The sequence below is a fragment of the Roseburia zhanii genome (assembly GCF_014287635.1).
Lineage (GTDB): Bacteria > Bacillota > Clostridia > Lachnospirales > Lachnospiraceae > Roseburia_B > Roseburia_B zhanii.
The window spans coordinates 92,422-111,206 of sequence record NZ_JACOPH010000003.1 but is presented as its reverse complement, the minus strand read 5'-3'; the positions used below and the strand labels follow the sequence as shown (position 1 = coordinate 111,206).

Here is an 18,785-nt window from a genome sequence, read left to right as displayed (position 1 = left end):
GCAATGGGATTCCGGTATTTTCTATTATCATATTATGACGTTTCACTGCTTACAAAATAATCTTCTTCGGACATTTTTCTGCACAGACGCCACATCCGGTACATTTACTCTGGTCAATATATGCTACATTATCTACCACATGGACTGCATCACTCGGACAATTCTTCTCGCAGAGATGACATCCGATACATCCTACCGAACAAGCCTTCATCACATCTTTACCTTTGTCTTTTGAACTACAGCTTACAAGATGTTTTGCCTCATAAGGAACTAACTCGATCAGATGTTTTGGACATGCAGCAACACATTTACCACATGCTTTGCAGACTTCCTTATCGACTTTTGCAATTCCATCTACAATATGGATCGCATCGAATGGACAGGCTTTCACGCAGCTTCCATAGCCAAGACAGCCATAGCTGCAGGATTTCGATCCGCCACCCGGTACAAATGCCATAGCCGCACAGTCTTCTACTCCGGTATATACATAGTCCTGATTTGCTTTTTCACAGGTTCCTGCACATTTTACAAAAGCTGTCTTTCTCTCGCCTTCTTCTGCTGCAACTCCCATGATCTCACCGATCTTAGCTGCTACCGGTGCTCCACCTACCGGACACTGTCCTACAGGAGCTTCTCCTTTTGCGATCGCTGCTGCAAGACCAGAACAGCCTGCATATCCACAGCCACCACAGTTATTTCCCGGAAGTACGCCTAAAATAGCTTCTTCCCGCTCATCTACTTCTACTTTGAATTTTTCTCCGGAAACTCCAAGGAAAAATCCAATAAAAATACCTACACCGCCGACGATAACCGCAGCAATGATAATTGCCTGTATACTCATCTTCTCTTTCCTCCTAAATCATTCCTGAGAATCCCATGAATGCGATCGACATCAGACAAGCTGTGATCAACACGATCGCTGTACCCTGAAACGGTTTTGGGATGTCATTATATTCAATTTTTTCACGGATTCCAGCCATAATACAGATTGCAATGAAGAAACCTGTTGCTGTTGCAAATCCGTTGACAACGCCTTCTAAAATACCATATTCTTTCGTTACATTTGTAAGTGCTACACCAAGTACTGCACAGTTTGTAGTGATCAACGGCAGATACACACCAAGGCTCTTATATAATGCCGGCATGGATTTCTTTAAGAACATTTCCACGAACTGTACTAAAGCTGCAATGACAAGAATGAATACGATCGTCTGTAAATACTGCGTATCCGTCGGTGTCAATATAAACTTATAGATCAGTGATGTTACAAATGATGATATGGTAATAACAAAGATAACTGCACCGCCCATTCCGGCTGCTGTTTCTGTTTTCTTAGATACACCTAAAAATGGACAGATACCTAAGAACTGGCTCAATACTACGTTATTCACGATTGCAGAACCAACTGCGATCAATATCAATTTTTCCATATGTATCTATCCTCCTATTCTCCTTTTTTACCGGTACACATTGCTGACTGGCTGCAGCTTGCGCAGTCACCTGTCAGACAGCCTGACGGAGCTGCAAGCGGTTTGCCTTTTGCATCCATTTTGGCACGGATGATATTCATGCCGGCAACAAGGAATGATAATACAAGGAATGCTCCCGGTGCCATAACAAAGATTGTGATCGGTGTAAACCAGTTTAAAGAAAGGATCTGATGTCCGAATAACTGTCCTGCACCCAAGATCTCACGGATGATACCAATGCTCGTAAGACCGACCGTAAATCCAAATCCCATACCGATACCATCAAAAATAGAAGGTAATACAGGATTCTTAGAAGCATAACTTTCTGCACGTCCGAGGATGATACAGTTTACAACAATCAGAGGGATATACACACCTAATTTCGTTGCCAGTGCCGGTGTATATGCTTTCATAATAAACTCTACTACCGTAACTAACGATGCTACGATCACGATATAAGCCGGCATACGCACACCGTCTGGGATCACTTTACGGAAAGCAGAGATCAGAAGGTTTGCAAGTACCAGTACGACTGTGGTAGAAAGTCCCATACCAAGACCATTTGACGCTGAAGTTGTAACGGCAAGTGTCGGACACATACCAAGCATCAATACAAATGTAGGATTTTCTTTAATAATACCGTTATATAAACGCTCTGTATATTTATTCATTAATTTGCGCCTCCTTCCAATACATTCTGGAAGTATGTAATACATGCATTCACACCATTTGTCATGGCTTTTGAAGTAATGGTCGCACCGGAAATGGCTTCAATCTCGCTGTCAGAAGCCGGAGCAGATTTTACAACACTGAATGCATCTACCTGCTTGCCTGCAAACTGACCGGAAAATTCTTCGGTCTTTGCTTTATCACCAAGTCCCGGTGTTTCAGAAATACTTGTGATCGAATATCCATTGACAGTACCATCATTTGCGATTCCTACAGAAAATGTGATATTTGCCTGGCTGCCATCTTTTGCAGTTACGGTAATCACATAACCAAGTGGATTGCCGGAAGCATCTTCTGCTACCTGCACATCATCAATTTCATCACTATATCCGTTTTCTGTCATCAGTTCTTCTGCCTGTGCCGCATCAAAATCTGTATAGGCTTCGAACGTGGATGCATCGGCAAATACTGCCTGATAAGCAGTCTGTGCTGCTTTTTTATTTGCTTCATCGATGGGACCTTTTGTAATTCCATAGACAATTCCAAGAATCAAGCCAATTACTAAGGTAAATGCTGTTAAGATCAATGCATCATGCACAATTTTCTTATTCATGCTATTTTCCCTCCTTTACCCATCCAAAGGACTTTGGAATTGTAATCTTCTCGATCATCGGAACAAGACAGTTGCTTAAGATGATCGCAAAAGAGACACCTTCTGCATTTGCACCAAACAGACGGAACAGCCCGGTCAATACACCAAGACAGACACCAAAGAGGATCTTTCCAAGTGGTGTGATCGGTGAAGTCACATAGTCCGTTGCCATAAAGAAAGCACCAAGCATCAGTCCACCACCACAAAGCTGTGCAGTAATATAATCTGCATCAAATCCATGTCCGCTGAAAATAATAAGGAACAGAACAAATGTCACGATGTAAGTTCCCGGAATCCTAAGATCAATAACACCAAGCAGGATTAAAATAATTGCACCGATCAGGATTGCGATTACGGAAGTTTCTCCGATCGTACCGGCTGTTTTACCGATCAGCATATCCATAGTATTGACAGCTTCTCCATTACGCATTGCTGCAAGCGGCGTTGCTCCGGTATAATCATCAATGACAAAGTTCGTCATATCTGCGGCAAATGCAATCAGCAGGAAACATCTTGCGCCCAATGCCGGGTTCATAAAGTTCTGACCCAAACCGCCAAACATCATTTTTACGATCACAATGGCAAATACACCACCGATCACTGCCTCCCACCATGGAAGTGTTGCCGGAAGGTTTAATGCTAACAACAAACCTGTTACAACGGCACTGTAATCGTTGACCGTGCTTTTCTTATGTACGATCTTTTCAAATAACCATTCAGAAGCCACACAGCTTGCGATCGTAACCAGAATCAAGATCAATGCCTTATATCCGAAATTCCAGATACCGAATGCTGTTGTCGGCAGTAATGCAAGGATCACATACAGCATGATCCGGCTGCTGTTATCTTTAGCACGAACGTGTGGCGATGAGGAAACATTATATAAATCACTCACAGGAATCCACCTCTTTCTATTTTTTTCTCTTAGCTGCTAAAATCTGCTTTTTCATCGTCTTTATCGACTGTGCGATCGGTCGGCGTGCCGGACAGACATAACTGCAGCTTCCACATTCTACACATTCAAGTCCATGCCATTTTTCAAATGCTGCCGGATCTGCATGTTTGTAGAAATCAGCTAATCTTGCCGGAACCAATAATTCCGGACATGCCTCTACGCACCGTCCACAGTTGATACATGCGGTTGTTTCGTATGCGGCAACTTCATCTTCGGTAAAGCAGAGCAGGGAAGATGTTGTCTTTGTTGTCGGTACATGAATGTCAAACATCGCAAATCCCATCATCGGACCACCTGCGATCATCTTCTTACATTCACTCTTAAAACCGCCTGCGGCTTCTAAAAGTTCTTCATAACTTGTTCCAATACATATATAAAAATTCTGTGGTTCTGCGATTGCATTACCGGTGACTGTAAAAATACGGTTCATTAACGGCTGTCCTAATGCAACTGCCTGATAGATTGCTACTAACGTTTCTACGTTATCTACGATACAGCCTGCATCTGCCGGAAGCATCTTAGAATTGATCGACCGTTTTGTGACTGCATAAATGAGCTGACGCTCACCACCCTGCGGATATTTTGTCTGTAATCTGGCAACTTCCATACGTGGTTCATCTTTTGTCAGTTCTTCTAACTTAGCAATACAGTCCGGCTTATTATCTTCGACACCGAATACACCTTTTGCCTTTGGAAAAAGCTGTAAGACGATCTTCATTCCTGCAACTAATTTCTCCGGCTGCTCTATCATCCTTCTGTAATCAGATGTCAGATAAGGTTCACATTCTGCACAGTTTGCAATAATGTACTCGATCTTCTCCGGCTCTTTTGGAGATAACTTGACATGCGTCGGGAAACCTGCACCACCCATTCCTACGACACCGGCTTCTTTGATCTTACCGATGATCTCATCATTAGACAGTTTGGTAACATCCTCTGTTGCAGTAAATTCCACTTCTTTCATTTCTCCATCGTTTTCGATCACGATAGAATTCACCATGTCACCAACCGTAACACGACGCGGCTCGATTGCTTTTACTGTACCTGAAACAGATGCGTAGACCGGTGCAGATACAAAGCCATTCGCTTCTGCGATCTTCTGCCCTCTTAATACGGTATCTCCGACAGCTACAATAGGATTCGCTGGTGCTCCGATATGCTGTGATAATGGATATACCAGTTCACCTTTGGGTAACAATTCGCGGACCGGCTTATCTTTCGACAAGTCCTTGCCATCATATGGATGGACGCCACCTTTAAATGTCATTAAACCCATTTTTCGTGCCCCACTTTCTTTAATATATTTGACTTTTATAAATAAAAAATATAAAAATCTTATCTAATAAATTATAACATAATCTGTCGAAATTTACAGACTATTTTTGTATTTTTTCAAGAACTCATGGTATAATATAAGTACATTTTTCAGATATTATAAGAACGATATCTGTAGTAAACTTATTTCAAATTTTTATCTGGTTTTTCATTCCGGAAAGGAGCTTTTATGAAGCATATCCATAAAACAATTTTTGTTACAGATGATTACTACACCAGTCAGTATTTTTCGGATGGTTTTGTCTTTTTTGATATTGAAACAACCGGTCTTTCATCGAAAACTTCTTTTATCTATCTGATTGGTCTTGCCATCAGAGAAAATGACAGCATACATATCCATCAGTTTCTTGCACAAAACCGCAGCGACGAAGCTGACCTGCTCGCCGCATTTTATGCCATGCTGCATCCATCAGATATTTTAGTTACGTTTAACGGTGCCGGATTTGATATTCCATTTATCAATGCCCGCTCAAGATCATATCCCTCCTTACATAATGATCTTTCTTCATATGAACAGATCGACCTCTACCGGCTCTCTGCAAATTATGCCCACCTGTTTCATCTGCCGGATAAAAAGCAGAAATCCATAGAACGTTTTTTAAGTATCAGCAGAGAAGATCAGTATACCGGAAAAGAGCTCATCTCTATCTATTATGAGTATGAAAAGGAACAAAAAAAAGAACCGGAAACTCTGCTTCTTTTACACAATTATGAAGATGTCCTTGGCATGACAAAATTATTGTCCCTGTTTGCTTACCGGGATCTGTTTAGAGAGCCACATAAGCTTGTAAACAGCCATTTAGAAATGTATCACCCCTACGGATCCGACACAGAAGAAACAGAACTGTTACTTGAACTTTCTGTACCTGTCCGTTTCCCTTCTCCATTTTTATATCAGGGAGATTTATGCAGTCTGCATTGTAAGGATTCTTCTGTGAAACTTGTGATTCCGGTATATACCGGAATATTAAAATTCTTTTATGACAATTACAAAGACTATTATTATCTGCCGGAAGAAGATACTGCCATTCATAAAAGTGTCGCTTCTTTTGTAGACAGTTCCCACCGAAAAAAAGCGACTGCTAAAACCTGTTATACAAAAAGATCCGGCACATTCCTTCCGCAAAAAGACATTTGGTTTACACCTGTCTTTTCGTTTGAAAGAAATGCCCGGATCTCATTTTTTGAATTAAACGATGATTTTTTAGGCGATCATTCTGCACTTCTGCAATATGCAGACTATCTTCTATCGTCCTGTCTGCAAAAATAATTGCAACAAGGGCGATCACGGCTAATTTTCCTTTGAGAAGAAGAATGAACTTTTCCTCTGGTAATTCAATTCTTTATAATTCATGATCTGTTCAGTACTTCCGATGAACAATATACCATCTTTGACCAGTGAACTGTTAAATTTCTTATAAATCTCTTCTTTTGCTTCTTCTGTAAAATAGATCAGCACATTTCTGCAGACGATCAGATGGCAGCCACTTGGATAAGGATCTTTAAGAAGATTATGTTCTTTAAATTCCACACGGGATTTGATCTCATTTGAAATCTGGTAAGAGTTCCCGACTTTTGTAAAATATTTCTTCTTAAATTCCTCCGGCACACCTGAGATACTTTTCTCATTGTATAGTCCCATACGTGCTGTATCTAATACCTGCTTATCAAGATCAGTTGCGATCACCTTAATCTGGTTCAGTGGAAGATGTCTGGAAAATGCCATCACAAGAGAATATGGTTCATCTCCTGTGGAACATGCAGCACTCCAGATTTTGATATTCTTACCGAATTTATGGATCAGTTCCGGTATAATATCGTTTTCTAACAATTTCCACTGTTCAGGATTCCGATAAAATTCTGATACATTGATCGTCAGGAAATTAACAAACTGTTCGAATTTCTCTTTATCTTTTTTGATCAGTTCCACATATGCATCATAAGACGATACTTTATTCTTAGTAATCAAAGTATCGATTCTTCTGCGCATCTGTTTCTCTTTGTAAGAACTTAGATCAATCTGTGTTAAAGAAAAGATACTTTTTTTAAATTTTTCATAATCACCAAGCATAAATCTCACCCCTTTTCATTGTATATGAATAGAAAGTCCGCATTGCGGACTTTCTATTTATGATCAGCGTGTAACTGCAATCGCAGCTACAGCCCGCTATATTATTCTTCTACAGTATCTTCTGCTGCTGTTTCAGTTTCTTCATCAGCATTTAAAAGTGCTTTCATGCTTAAGCTGATCTTCTTCTCTTCTTCATTGAAATCAACGATCTGAGCTTCGATCTCCTGTCCAACAGATAATACATCAGATGGTTTCTCAATATGTTCTTTTGCAATCTGGGAAACATGTAATAATGCATCAACACCAGGAGCAAGTTCCACAAATGCACCAAAATCTGTCATACGTGCAACTTTTCCTTTTACAACTGTTCCAACTGCAAACTTGGAAGCAGCATCATTCCATGGGTTTTCCTCTGGGAATTTCATGCTGAGTGCGATCTTTGTATCATTGATATCTTTGATGAATACTTTTACAACATCACCAACTTTGAATACCTTCTTAGGACTTTCTACTCTTCCCCATGACATTTCAGAGATATGAAGAAGTCCGTCTGCTCCACCTAAATCAATGAATGCACCAAAGTCTGTTACATTTTTCACTGTTCCTTCTACAACATCACCTACATGGATTCTTGCAAACAGTTCTTTCTGTAATTCTGCTTTCTTAGCAACTAATAACTGTTTTCTGTCACCAATGATTCTTCTGCGGCGGGGATTGAATTCTGTAATCACAAATTCGATCTCCTGATCTTTGTACTTGCTTAAATCTTTCTCATATGTATCAGATACAAGGCTTGCAGGGATGAATACTCTTGTTTCATCTACAACAACGCTTAAGCCTCCACCTAATACCTGTGCAACCTTAGCTGTTAATACAGTCTGGTTTTCAAATGCTTCTTCTAATTTTTTGTTTCCTTTTTCTGCTGCAAGACGCTTGTATGAAAGAAGAACCTGTCCTTCTCCATCATTCACTTTGATTACTTTTGCTTCCATGGTGTCGCCGGCAGATACTACAGTTGTCAAATCAACGTTTGGCTCGTTTGTATATTCGTTACGTGTAATAATTCCATCAGACTTATATCCAATATTCAAGACGATTTCATCTGGTTTCACATCGATAACAGTTCCTTCGACTACCTCTCCATTTCTTATTGTTTTAATTGATTCTTCCAGCATTTGTTCAAAGCTTACTTCTGACATTCTTTTGAACCTCCTCAATAATTTTGTTTGGGGTAGAAGCCCCTGCGGTAATACCTACGTTATCAATGGACTGAAATACGCTCATATCCAAGTCATCAAGTGTCTGTATATAGTAAGTATTTTCACATTCTTTTTTACATATTTCAAATAACTTCTGTGTATTCGAACTGTGGCGACCGCCAATGACGATCATGGCATCTACTTCAGATGCAATCTCAGCAGCTTCCGTCTGCCTTTCCTCAGTTGCATTACAGATTGTATTTAAAACAACTATATCATAACCTTTTTTTTGAATAATTTCAACTAATTCTTGAAATTTATTGTAATTAAATGTCGTTTGAGATACAATACATACTTTTTCACCAATTTGAAAATTTAATTTTTCTGCTTCTTCTCTGGTCTGGAGCACTGTTGTCTTTGCCGGATCTGACCAGCCTTTGATCCCCTCCACTTCGGGGTGCGAATCGTTTCCGATGATGATGATATGGTAGTCTTTTTTACTGTATTCCTCTACGATCCGGTGAATCTTCAATACAAACGGACATGTTGCATCCACAACTGTAAATCCTTCACTTTTTATCGTATCATAGACACCTTTTTCTACTCCATGGGAACGGATCACTACAATTCCCTTTTGCAGATCTTTTAGTTCACTGGTATCAAGAATTGCATGTACCCCACGTTTTTCAAGATCATTGACCACTTCTTCGTTGTGGATGATCGGACCATATGTATAGACCGGCACCTGATTTTTTTCTGCTTCCTCATATACTTTATCAACAGCCCGTTTCACGCCAAAACAAAATCCTGCACTTTTTGCTAAAATAACACCCATGCTATTGTTTCTCCTGACAGATTTTTCGAATTGTTTCAACAACTTCATCAATATTCATTTCAGATGTATCAACTAAGACTGCATCTTCTGCCTGTTTCAGTGGTGAAGTTGTCCGGTGTGTATCCCGGTAATCACGTTCTTCGATATCTTTTTCGATTTCTGCTATATCACAACGTTCTCCTTTTGCCTGTAATTCATCATAACGGCGTTTTGCGCGGGTAGCAACGCTTGCTGTCAGATAGATTTTCGCTTCTGCATCCGGAAGCACACAGGTGCCGATATCTCTGCCGTCCATGATCACATCTGCGGTCGCCGCCAATTTCTGCTGTAAGGCAACTAATTTTTTACGGACTACCGGATAAATACTTGTTGCAGATGCCATATTGCCGACTTCTTCCCTGCGGATCCTGCCATTGACATTCTCTCCATTTAAGATCACCTGCTGTTCTCCACCCTGATATGCGATCGTAATATCAACCTTTTCGCTTGCAGATGAGATTTCTTTTTCGTCAGAAGCATCGATCCCCTGTTCTAAAAAATACAATGCCATTGCCCGGTACATAGCTCCGGTATCCACATAAATATAATCTAACTCCTTTGCAAGTCTTTTTGCGATCGTACTTTTTCCGGCGCCAGCCGGTCCATCAATTGCAATATTCATATGCTGTCCCTCATTTCAAATATTTTCAGTTACCATCCACAACTGTTATGTGAACACGATCTGTTTATACTATACTGTCCCCTGCTAAATAGCCGGTAGACCATGCGATCTGAAGATTAAATCCACCAGTTAAAGCATCTAAATCCAATACTTCTCCTGCAAAATACAATCCACTGACCAGTTTCGACTCCATTGTTGCCGGATTGACTTCTTTTACCACAACTCCGCCTTTTGTAATGATCGCCTCATTAAAATCCCGCAGTCCTGTCAATGTAACCGGGAATTGTTTCAAAAGATGCAGCAGACGGTTTCGTTCCTCTTTTGTGATCTCGTTTACTTTTTTATCCGTAAAAATATCCGATAATTCGATCACTACCGGCAGCATCTTTGCCGGTAGAAGTCCCTGAAGTGCATTTTTAAACTGTTTATTCTGATTTTCCTCAAAATCACGAAGCAGCCTGTGATCCAGCTGTTCTTCTGTCAAGGCAGGTTTTAGATCGATCCTCATGTCTAAATCCCCCTTTTTTAATTCTTTTCCGACTTTACTGCTTGCACTTAAGCACAGCGGTCCGCTGACTCCGAAATGTGTAAAGAGCATTTCCCCAAAATCCTCAAACAAAATTTTCTTTTCCTGCCTGATGGTCACACGGACATTTTTTAAGGCTAGTCCCTGCATTTCTGTCACATATGTTTCCTTGACATTAAATGGCACTAATGCCGGTTCGATTTCAGTTACCTGATGTCCACAGGCTCTCGCAAAACGGTAACCATCTCCGGTTGATCCTGTACTCTGATAGGAAAAGCCTCCTGTTGCAAGAATCACTGCATCTGCCATTTCTTTTGTTCCATCTTCTAAAACAGCTCCTCTGCAACGCAGATCTTCCACCAGCAGTTCTTTGACACAAGTATGCAGATGTATATTTACTCCTGCATTTACCAATGCACGTTTTAACGCTGCGATCACATCTGACGAATGATCCGAATAGGGAAACACGCGGTTTCCACGCTCTATTTTTGTTCTGACGCCATGTGTTTCAAAAAAATCGATCACCCGCTGATTATCATATGCATAAAATGCACTGTATAAAAACTTGCGGTTCGTCATTACATTTTCAAACAAAGTATCCACATCACCTGCATTTGTGATATTACAGCGTCCTTTTCCGGTAATATATAATTTTTTTCCTAATTTTTCATTCTTTTCTAATAAACTAACGGAATGTCCGTTTTGTGCTGCTGCGAGTGCCGCAAACATACCAGCCGGACCTCCACCGATTACGATCACTTTTTTCACTTTTCTTCTCCGATTCTGGCATAACGCATTTTGATAGAATCATCTATATGGTCGATCTCATCATTTTCATAGACCTGATATTCTCCCCATATCTCCTCTAACATTTCTAATGTACCAACAACCTCCGACTGTTTTTTCATACATAGTGCCACGATCAGGGAATTGATCACACTAAGCGGTGCCACTAAAGAATCTACGATAGATGCCATGTCACTTTTTGCGATCAGGTTACAGGACGAATACAGATTCATCGGTGAATGCACACTGTCTGTCAGTGTGATAACTTTTGCATTTCTATTATTCGCAAATTCGATTGCCTTTAGTGTACGCATCGAATACCTTGGAAAACTGATCCCGATGATCACATCTTCATTCCCGATCCGCACCATCTGTTCAAATAATTCGCTTGAACTGCTCGTATGGAGCAGATGGACTTTATCAAACATCAGATTCAGATAAAATGCCAAGAAACTTGCAAGCGGTGCACAGCTTCTGATTCCGATCACATAGATATTTTTTGCATTTAAGATCGTATCTACTGCTAATTCAAATGCATTCTGGTCAATACTCTCTAATGTACTCTTTAAGTTTTCTGTATCTGACTGCAGTACCGTTTCTAATATCTGTGACTGACTGATCCTGCCATATGTCACCTCCATCCGCTGGATGGAATTTAATTTATTACGCACTAACTCTTCGAGTGCTTTTTGGAATTCCGGATATCCTTTATAACCTAAATTCGTAGCAAAACGCACAACGGTCGATTCACTGACACCTACTACTTCTCCCAATCTGGCTGCAGTCAAAAAAACTGCTTTATCATAATTATCAGTAATATAGGATGCCAGCAGCTTCTGGCCTTTACTCATGCTTTTGTACTTTTCATTGATTCGATTGCTCAAATCATTTGTATTACTCATTTTTTCATTTACCATGCCGTATTCTGCTACGGTCTTCGTCCTTCCCCTCTTTTGGCAGTTTTCTGCACATTTTTATATTATAGCATACAACTTGTGAATTGTACATGAAAAAGAGAGGACATTCGTCCTCTCTTTAAAATCTTTTTTTATTTCCCTTATACCGGATATGCACCGTTTTTAGTATCTGCTACAGAAGCATCGACACCTTTCTGCTGTGCCTCACGATATTTGAAAAACTCTGTTGCAACCTGTGGGAACAATGCATAAGATAATACATCTTCATCCTGCTGTTTCCACTGTTTCATTTCAGCTTCAATCTTATCTAATTCCGGCTCAAGTAAATCTGCATATCTGCATGTGATCGCATTTTTCTTCTCATCACCGAGAACTTTATCTACAACTTCCGGATTGAATGGTTTTACAGTCTGTCCATATTTTCCAAGTAAAACGTCTTTGGTTTCTTTGGTAGCAACTTTGTAACGTTCTCCCATTAAGACGTTCATGATAGCCTGTGTACCAACGATCTGTGAAGATGGTGTTACAAGTGGCGGCTCACCAAGGTCTTTACGGACACGAGGTATCTCTTTTAATACTTCTTCGTATTTATCTTCTGCACCCTGCTCTTTTAACTGGGATACCATGTTAGATAACATACCACCCGGTACCTGATATAATAAGGTCTTGATATTAACGCCTAATACCTTTGGATTTAATAATCCGCTTGCGATTGCTTCTTCACGCATTGGACGGAAGTAATCTGCAATTTCTGCTAATAAATTCTGGTCTAAGCCCGTATCGTACTCAGTGCCTTTGAATGCTTCAACCATAACTTCTGTTGCAGGCTGGCTTGTACCAAGAGCAAATGGTGACATTGCTGTATCGATGATATCACATCCTGCTTCTACTGCTTTCATATAAGTCATAGAGGCAACACCGGATGTATAATGTGTATGAAGTTCAATCGGAAGTTTTGTAGAATCCTTTAATGCCTGAACTAATTCAGTTGCTTTAGAAGGAACTAACAGACCTGCCATATCTTTGACACAGATAGAATCTGCACCCATATCTTCGATTCTCTTAGCAATATCCATCCAGTACTCTAATGTGTAAGCATCTCCTAATGTATAGGATAATGCAACCTGTGCATGACCTTTTTCTTTGTTGCAGGCTGTAACTGCTGTCTGTAAGTTACGAAGGTCATTTAAGCAGTCGAAAATACGAATGATGTCAATACCATTTGCGATGGATTTCTGTACGAAATATTCTACAACATCATCTGCATATGGACGGTATCCTAAGATATTCTGTCCACGGAATAACATCTGTAATTTTGTATTTTTAAATCCTGCTCTTAATTTACGAAGACGCTCCCATGGATCTTCTTTTAAAAAACGAAGGGATGCATCAAAAGTTGCTCCACCCCAGCACTCTACTGCATGGAATCCAACTTTATCCATTTTATCAACGATCGGCAGCATCTGCTCTGTAGTCATTCTTGTAGCTATCAAAGACTGATGCGCATCACGTAATACTGTTTCAGTTATCTTTAACGGTTTCTTTGTCGTTTCTGACATGATTCTATCCTCCTGATTAAATTCCAAATATTGCCATAAATACACCGGCTGCTACGGCAGTACCGATAACTCCGGCAACGTTAGGTCCCATTGCATGCATGAGCAAGAAGTTTGTCGGATCTTCCTCTGCACCGACTTTCTGTGAAACACGGGCAGCCATAGGAACTGCAGAAACTCCGGCAGAACCAATTAGTGGATTGATCTTTCCTTTTGTAATGACACAAAGCAGTTTTCCAAATAAGATTCCTGCTGCGGTACCAAATACGAATGCAACAAGTCCTAAAATTACGATTTTAATAGTGCTGACATTTAAGAACGCTTCTGCACTGGTAGTTGCACCAACAGATGTACCAAGTAAAATAACTACAATATACATCAATGCATTAGAAGCTGTTTCCTGAAGCTGACGTACAACGCCGGATTCACGGAATAAGTTTCCTAACATAAGCATACCAACCAATGGTGCTGTTGTTGGAAGAATCATAGAAACGATAATGGTAACTATAATAGGGAATAAGATTTTCTCTAATTTAGAAACCGGTCTTAAATTCTCCATTTTGATCGCACGTTCTTTTTTGGTTGTCAGTGCCTTCATAACAGGCGGCTGGATAATCGGAACCAATGACATATAGGAGTATGCTGCTACAGCGATCGGTCCCATGAGACTTGTCTGTCCAAGTTTACCTGCTAAGAAAATAGAGGTAGGACCATCTGCACCACCGATGATAGATACGGCTGCTGCTGCCTTGTCATTGAATCCCATAAAGATCGCAAGCAGGTAAGCACCAAAAATACCAAACTGCGCTGCTGCTCCTAACAGGAAACTGATCGGGTTCGCAATCAATGGACCAAAGTCTGTCATCGCTCCTACACCCATAAAGATCAGGGAAGGTAAGATAGACCATTCATCCAACATATAGAAATAATGAAGTAAGCCACCGACACCATTACTTGTTTCTTCCGGGCTTGCAATAATATCCGGATAAATATTAACCAGAAGCATACCAAATGCAATCGGTACTAAAAGTAATGGTTCATAGCCTTTCGCAATTGCCAGATATAAGAACAAGCAGGCAACTGCTATCATGAGGTAATTTCCCCAGGTCAGATTAAAAAATGCTGTCTGATGCAAGAGATTCCCCATTGTATCGCCAATATATGACCACATAGCCTTTCAACCTCCTGATTTAATTTAATGTTGCTAAAACTGCTCCTGATTCTACTGCATCGCCTACTGCAACGTCGATGCTTGCTACTGTACCATCTTCCGGTGCTACGATCGGGTTCTCCATCTTCATAGCTTCAAGAATTAAAATTGTATCGCCTCTTTTTACAGATGCTCCAACGTTTGCTTCGATCTTAAATACTTTTCCAGCTACTGGTGCTTCTACTTTAATGCTTCCTGCTGCGCCTGCTGCTTTTGGAGCTGCTGCCGGTGCTGCTTTTGGAGCTGCTGCCATTTTTCTAGGTGCCGGTGCTGCTGCACCTGTGCTTCCGTTCTCTTCTACGGTTACATCATAAACATTTCCATTTACGGTAATTGTATAATTTTTCATTGAAATAATCCTCCTAATTTGTTCTTCAATCTTATCTTCTACGGATAGAACGTACTACAAAGCCGTCTGTAGAAGTTCCCTCTGCTGCTGCGATCGCTGCAGCGATTACTGCGATCAGTTCCCCATCATCTGTCTGCTGTTCTTCACGTACTTCGATCTGTGTTACAACATCAGATTTAGCAGGTTCACTCTTTGCTGCTTTTTTCTTCTCTAAATATGGGAAGATATTGAAGCAGTAAATAATCAGTGAAATAATGATCAGCACGCAGAATACAACTAACATACCCATCAATGTATTCATCAATGCTGTTGACATTTTTTCTCCAACAGAATAAACACCATCGATCGTAATATCTTCAAGCTCCATCGAATAATATGTATAAACATATGTCAGGATCACATCACGGTCTTCCATGTGTAATGTCTGTGCTGCGGTTAATGTCTTACCGGATTTTGTGATCTCAAAATCTCCAAAATCAACAAAAGAACCATATTCCTCAACAGCGTCTTCCCATCTGGTGATCAGATTTGCGATTATTTCTGTACTGTTCTCAAGATAATACTGCTTGTCCTCATCTGTCATGGATGCAAGTGTCTGAACTGTTCCCTGACAATTTGTCTTTAGATCATCATAAGAATAACCATTATAATCAACTGTTGTAGGATCCGTTTTTGAACATGCTGCCAGTCCAAGCATACATAAACATAAGACGGCAATCAGAAATATTTTTTTCTTCATGAAACTTCACCTTTCCTATTATTTTGTACCATGTTTTTTCAGAGAGTCAGCAACGCTCTTTGTATAAAGCATTTCAAATGCTGCCACTAAATACTTTCTGGTCGTGTCTGGTTCAATGATCAGATCCACATAACCTCTTCTTGCTGCTGAAAGTACAGAAGACTGTAATGCATCATATTCTTTTGCCTTCTCACTGATCACATCTGCAGATGCATCTGCGTACATGATCTTAGCTGCAAGTTCTGCGTCCATCATTCCGATTTTTGCTTCAGACCATGCATATACTAAATCTGCACCGATGGATTTGGAGTTCATTGTTACATAAGCACTTCCATAAGCTTCTCCTGTGATCAGGTTTACCTTTGGAACGCTTGCATTTGAGAATGCATATGTAAGACGTGCCATTGCTTTTGCAAGACGTTTCTCTGCACACATACATGCCTTATATCCTTTTACATTTGTAAGGGATAATACAGGAATATCAAATGCATCACAGAAGTTTACAAATTCTGCTGCTTTTTCACATCCTTTTGCAGAAAGAACATTTGCAAATTCTTTGTCTTTTTTGCCTTCTTCATCATATACTTCTGTACAGTTTGCTACTGCACCAATGGTTGTACCATTTAAGCGGATGAAACCGGTTACCATATCCATTGCATGATCTTTCTTTGTTTCAAAGAAGATATGGTCATCTGCGATCTCACTTAATACATAACGCGGATCACCTTTCATTGTGCCTAAATTCTCGCAGGCACGGTTCAGATCATCTGCGCAGTCCTCTGTCAGTCCACCCATACCGTTGTTGCCCGGCAGGAATGTTACAAGTTCTCTGATAGATGCTAAAATCTCATCTTCTGTACCGATGCCGTCTACACATCCTGTTTCTTCTGACTGGAACTGTGCTGCAGAAGTATCACATTTATCTTTGTTATTTCCAGGAATTGTATTAGGAGCATTTACAAACATTTTACCATTTGAGGATTCAATAAAATTGAAATCACACATTGCAGGTACTGTTGTCAGCCCACCGCCACAAGAACCAAATACTGCAGAGATCTGTGGGATAACACCTGAAGCTGCTGCTTCTTTCAGGTAGATCTGTCCAAGACCGTTTAAGGCATCTACAGATTCCTGAAGACGGATGCCGGCACAATCTAAAAATCCGATGACCGGTGCTCCCATTTTCATTGCCATGTCATAAACAGAAGCAATCTTCTTTGCGTGCATCTCACCGATGGTTCCATTTAATACAGATGCGTCCTGGCTGTAGATAAATACCAGAGTTCCATCGATCAGACCATGTCCGATGATAACACCATCAGAAGGTGTATCTGTATTAGACAAATTAAAATCTGTGCTTCTTGCTGTGACGAGAGAACCAATTTCCATGAAACTGTTTTCGTCGAGTAACTTAACAATACGCTGCATTGCTAAGCTGTTGTTAGTACTGCTCATTTCTTGCCCTCCATCTATTTTAGAAAATTTTTAAAAAATTTCGCTAGTGTAAGTTTATATCGTTTTGCATAAAATTTCAATAGTTTTTGTTAATTTTATCACAAAGAATTCTTAAGATTTATATCTAAATAAGTATCACATATTCTTTTCAGATACCATATATAGTTTTTTTCCTCAAAAGATTCCTTTGTGCGTATCTTTCTTTCCCAGATGACATCACCGTCAATACTGTATAAAACACTTCCGACAACCGTATTTTCTTCTATCGGTGCTTCTAATACCTTTTTTACCGTACATGTGACGGAAATTTTTTCATCATTTTTAAGTAAAAGAGAATGCACTTCCTTAGCATCTTCTAAACACACTTCTGCGGCTGCATCTTCAAACAGATGATCTGTCTTTGCATTAACGACTGGTATTTTGGCACACCATGCATCATCTAGCGGTTCTGCTGACAGATCTGCCTTATGATAATTCGACAATCCATAATCCATCAGTTCTCTCATATCTGACCATTTATAAGTTTTGTGGTTCGGCCAGCCACAGGCAAGCAGCGCTGCAACAAATGTTTTTCCATCTCTTTCTAATGCCCCGACATAACAGTAACCTGCTTTTCCGGTAAATCCGGTCTTTCCGGTCAGTGCTCCCTCCATCATCTGCAAAAATGCATTGTGGTTATTACAGGAAAAACTTCTGGTATTTTTGATATCAGAAAAACTATACGAGGGTGTTCTTGTGATTTCCAGAAAAACGTCTTTTCTTGGCGATTTTTTTATGCAGTAGCTCATGATTGACGCTAAATCTTTTGCAGTTGTAGAATGTATATGCGTCGTGTTTTTTCCTTCTGCATTCTGGATGCTGACCTGTGCATCTAAACCATTTGGCGTGATAAAACATGTATTTTTACAGCCGATCTCTGCTGCCTTCTGATTCATCATTTCCGCAAACGCTTCTACACTTCCACCGATATGTTCTGCGATCGCAACGGCAGAATCGTTATGGGATTCTAACATCATGGAATATAACAGATCTTTCAGGTAATAAGTTTCCCCCATGCGGATATTTAACTGCACATCCGGCATGGATGCTGCATACTCTGACACTTCTACGATATCTGCAAGATCTCCATGTTCGAGTGCTAAAATACAGGTCATGATCTTTGTCGTACTTGCCATGGGAAGTATGTCATCTCCATTTTTTTCAAATAAAACACGCCCGGAATCAGCGTCCATAAGAACCGCTGACCGAGCGTATAATTTCTTTACTTCTGTTGTCCCATTTTCCTGTGCGTAACATACTGCTGCACTTTCAAAAAATGTACAAAGACAGACTGCTATCCATAAAATACATGCAAAAATACGTTTCATCATTTTATTCCACATTGATGTACTTACTGTATTC

At 40.2% G+C, this 18,785-nt stretch carries 19 protein-coding genes; 1 reads left to right on the top strand and 18 read right to left on the bottom strand.

Features of this window, described 5'->3' with window-relative positions; all coding sequences use genetic code 11:
* Positions 1-49 precede the first annotated feature (49 nt).
* From H8S17_RS05430 to rsxC, 6 genes are read right to left on the bottom strand one after another with little or no spacing between them, the layout of a single operon-like run.
* Positions 50-841 (bottom strand): RnfABCDGE type electron transport complex subunit B, encoded by a 792-nt coding sequence (locus H8S17_RS05430; RefSeq protein WP_186866549.1) that lies wholly within the window; start codon positions 839-841, stop codon positions 50-52.
* A 13-nt stretch (positions 842-854) separates the two neighbouring features.
* Positions 855-1,430, bottom strand: a complete 576-nt coding sequence (gene rsxA, locus H8S17_RS05425; RefSeq protein WP_178052147.1) for an electron transport complex subunit RsxA — start codon at positions 1,428-1,430, stop codon at positions 855-857.
* A 14-nt stretch (positions 1,431-1,444) separates the two neighbouring features.
* Positions 1,445-2,140 (bottom strand): electron transport complex subunit RsxE, encoded by a 696-nt coding sequence (rsxE, locus tag H8S17_RS05420; RefSeq protein ID WP_186866548.1) that lies wholly within the window; start codon positions 2,138-2,140, stop codon positions 1,445-1,447.
* On the bottom strand, positions 2,140-2,751 hold the full coding sequence (locus tag H8S17_RS05415) for an RnfABCDGE type electron transport complex subunit G (RefSeq protein ID WP_186866547.1): 612 nt from the start codon (positions 2,749-2,751) through the stop codon (positions 2,140-2,142). The genes rsxE and H8S17_RS05415 overlap by 1 nt, the downstream gene beginning before the upstream one ends.
* A gap of 1 nt (position 2,752) precedes the next feature.
* Entirely contained in the window at positions 2,753-3,685 is a 933-nt protein-coding gene (locus H8S17_RS05410; RefSeq protein WP_178052144.1) for an RnfABCDGE type electron transport complex subunit D, read from the bottom strand.
* A gap of 16 nt (positions 3,686-3,701) precedes the next feature.
* On the bottom strand, positions 3,702-5,021 hold the full coding sequence (gene rsxC, locus H8S17_RS05405) for an electron transport complex subunit RsxC (protein WP_186866546.1): 1,320 nt from the start codon (positions 5,019-5,021) through the stop codon (positions 3,702-3,704).
* 228 nt (positions 5,022-5,249) lie between these two features.
* Between rsxC and H8S17_RS05400 the strand changes: the two genes are divergently transcribed.
* Complete coding sequence (locus tag H8S17_RS05400; protein ID WP_186866545.1) at positions 5,250-6,350, top strand: ribonuclease H-like domain-containing protein; 1,101 nt, start codon at positions 5,250-5,252, stop codon at positions 6,348-6,350.
* Positions 6,351-6,371: 21 nt separating this feature from the next.
* On the opposite strand, the gene H8S17_RS05395 is transcribed toward H8S17_RS05400, so the two are convergent.
* The 12 genes from H8S17_RS05395 to H8S17_RS05340 form a co-directional block, all read right to left on the bottom strand.
* A complete protein-coding gene (locus H8S17_RS05395) occupies positions 6,372-7,151 on the bottom strand; it encodes a CheR family methyltransferase (RefSeq protein ID WP_186866544.1) in 780 nt (259 codons plus the stop codon).
* Between the two features lie 101 nt (positions 7,152-7,252).
* Positions 7,253-8,350, bottom strand: a complete 1,098-nt coding sequence (gene rpsA, locus H8S17_RS05390; protein WP_178051033.1) for a 30S ribosomal protein S1 — start codon at positions 8,348-8,350, stop codon at positions 7,253-7,255.
* A complete protein-coding gene (gene ispH, locus H8S17_RS05385; protein WP_186866543.1) occupies positions 8,331-9,185 on the bottom strand; it encodes a 4-hydroxy-3-methylbut-2-enyl diphosphate reductase in 855 nt (284 codons plus the stop codon). The genes rpsA and ispH overlap by 20 nt, the downstream gene beginning before the upstream one ends.
* A gap of 1 nt (position 9,186) precedes the next feature.
* Positions 9,187-9,846: a (d)CMP kinase gene (gene cmk / locus H8S17_RS05380; RefSeq protein WP_186866542.1), complete on the bottom strand. Its 660-nt coding sequence runs from the start codon at positions 9,844-9,846 to the stop codon at positions 9,187-9,189.
* Positions 9,847-9,910: 64 nt separating this feature from the next.
* Positions 9,911-11,140 carry a BaiN/RdsA family NAD(P)/FAD-dependent oxidoreductase gene (locus tag H8S17_RS05375; protein WP_186866541.1) on the bottom strand — a complete coding sequence of 410 codons (1,230 nt, stop codon included), beginning with the start codon at positions 11,138-11,140 and terminating at the stop codon, positions 9,911-9,913.
* Complete coding sequence (locus H8S17_RS05370; RefSeq protein WP_186866656.1) at positions 11,137-12,060, bottom strand: MurR/RpiR family transcriptional regulator; 924 nt, start codon at positions 12,058-12,060, stop codon at positions 11,137-11,139. The genes H8S17_RS05375 and H8S17_RS05370 overlap by 4 nt, the downstream gene beginning before the upstream one ends.
* Before the next feature lie 155 nt (positions 12,061-12,215).
* Complete coding sequence (locus H8S17_RS05365; protein ID WP_186866540.1) at positions 12,216-13,634, bottom strand: oxaloacetate decarboxylase subunit alpha; 1,419 nt, start codon at positions 13,632-13,634, stop codon at positions 12,216-12,218.
* 16 nt (positions 13,635-13,650) lie between these two features.
* Positions 13,651-14,802 (bottom strand): sodium ion-translocating decarboxylase subunit beta, encoded by a 1,152-nt coding sequence (locus H8S17_RS05360; RefSeq protein ID WP_186866539.1) that lies wholly within the window; start codon positions 14,800-14,802, stop codon positions 13,651-13,653.
* A 19-nt stretch (positions 14,803-14,821) separates the two neighbouring features.
* Positions 14,822-15,190: a biotin/lipoyl-containing protein gene (locus H8S17_RS05355; RefSeq protein ID WP_186866538.1), complete on the bottom strand. Its 369-nt coding sequence runs from the start codon at positions 15,188-15,190 to the stop codon at positions 14,822-14,824.
* A gap of 31 nt (positions 15,191-15,221) precedes the next feature.
* Positions 15,222-15,929 carry an OadG family protein gene (locus tag H8S17_RS05350; protein ID WP_186866537.1) on the bottom strand — a complete coding sequence of 236 codons (708 nt, stop codon included), beginning with the start codon at positions 15,927-15,929 and terminating at the stop codon, positions 15,222-15,224.
* Between the two features lie 18 nt (positions 15,930-15,947).
* Complete coding sequence (locus H8S17_RS05345) at positions 15,948-17,384, bottom strand: acyl-CoA carboxylase subunit beta (RefSeq protein ID WP_186866536.1); 1,437 nt, start codon at positions 17,382-17,384, stop codon at positions 15,948-15,950.
* Positions 17,385-17,482: 98 nt separating this feature from the next.
* The gene (locus H8S17_RS05340) at positions 17,483-18,751 is read right to left on the bottom strand and encodes a D-alanyl-D-alanine carboxypeptidase family protein (RefSeq protein WP_456300142.1); all 1,269 of its coding nucleotides are present in this window, start codon (positions 18,749-18,751) and stop codon (positions 17,483-17,485) included.
* Between the last annotated feature and the right edge of the window lie 34 nt (positions 18,752-18,785).

Excerpts from the sequence above, each read along its gene's own strand:
- H8S17_RS05430 (WP_186866549.1), bottom strand. The coding sequence starts at position 841 with ATGAGTATACAGGCAATTATCATTGCTGCGGTTATCGTCGGCGGTGTA.
- rsxA (WP_178052147.1), bottom strand. The coding sequence starts at position 1,430 with ATGGAAAAATTGATATTGATCGCAGTTGGTTCTGCAATCGTGAATAAC.
- rsxE (WP_186866548.1), bottom strand. The coding sequence starts at position 2,140 with ATGAATAAATATACAGAGCGTTTATATAACGGTATTATTAAAGAAAAT.
- H8S17_RS05415 (WP_186866547.1), bottom strand. The coding sequence starts at position 2,751 with ATGAATAAGAAAATTGTGCATGATGCATTGATCTTAACAGCATTTACC.
- rsxC (WP_186866546.1), bottom strand. The coding sequence starts at position 5,021 with ATGGGTTTAATGACATTTAAAGGTGGCGTCCATCCATATGATGGCAAG.
- H8S17_RS05400 (WP_186866545.1), top strand. The coding sequence starts at position 5,250 with ATGAAGCATATCCATAAAACAATTTTTGTTACAGATGATTACTACACC.
- H8S17_RS05395 (WP_186866544.1), bottom strand. The coding sequence starts at position 7,151 with ATGCTTGGTGATTATGAAAAATTTAAAAAAAGTATCTTTTCTTTAACA.
- rpsA (WP_178051033.1), bottom strand. The coding sequence starts at position 8,350 with ATGTCAGAAGTAAGCTTTGAACAAATGCTGGAAGAATCAATTAAAACA.
- ispH (WP_186866543.1), bottom strand. The coding sequence starts at position 9,185 with ATGGGTGTTATTTTAGCAAAAAGTGCAGGATTTTGTTTTGGCGTGAAA.
- cmk (WP_186866542.1), bottom strand. The coding sequence starts at position 9,846 with ATGAATATTGCAATTGATGGACCGGCTGGCGCCGGAAAAAGTACGATC.
- H8S17_RS05370 (WP_186866656.1), bottom strand. The coding sequence starts at position 12,060 with ATGAGTAATACAAATGATTTGAGCAATCGAATCAATGAAAAGTACAAA.
- H8S17_RS05365 (WP_186866540.1), bottom strand. The coding sequence starts at position 13,634 with ATGTCAGAAACGACAAAGAAACCGTTAAAGATAACTGAAACAGTATTA.
- H8S17_RS05360 (WP_186866539.1), bottom strand. The coding sequence starts at position 14,802 with ATGTGGTCATATATTGGCGATACAATGGGGAATCTCTTGCATCAGACA.
- H8S17_RS05355 (WP_186866538.1), bottom strand. The coding sequence starts at position 15,190 with ATGAAAAATTATACAATTACCGTAAATGGAAATGTTTATGATGTAACC.
- H8S17_RS05350 (WP_186866537.1), bottom strand. The coding sequence starts at position 15,929 with ATGAAGAAAAAAATATTTCTGATTGCCGTCTTATGTTTATGTATGCTT.
- H8S17_RS05345 (WP_186866536.1), bottom strand. The coding sequence starts at position 17,384 with ATGAGCAGTACTAACAACAGCTTAGCAATGCAGCGTATTGTTAAGTTA.
- H8S17_RS05340 (WP_456300142.1), bottom strand. The coding sequence starts at position 18,751 with ATGAAACGTATTTTTGCATGTATTTTATGGATAGCAGTCTGTCTTTGT.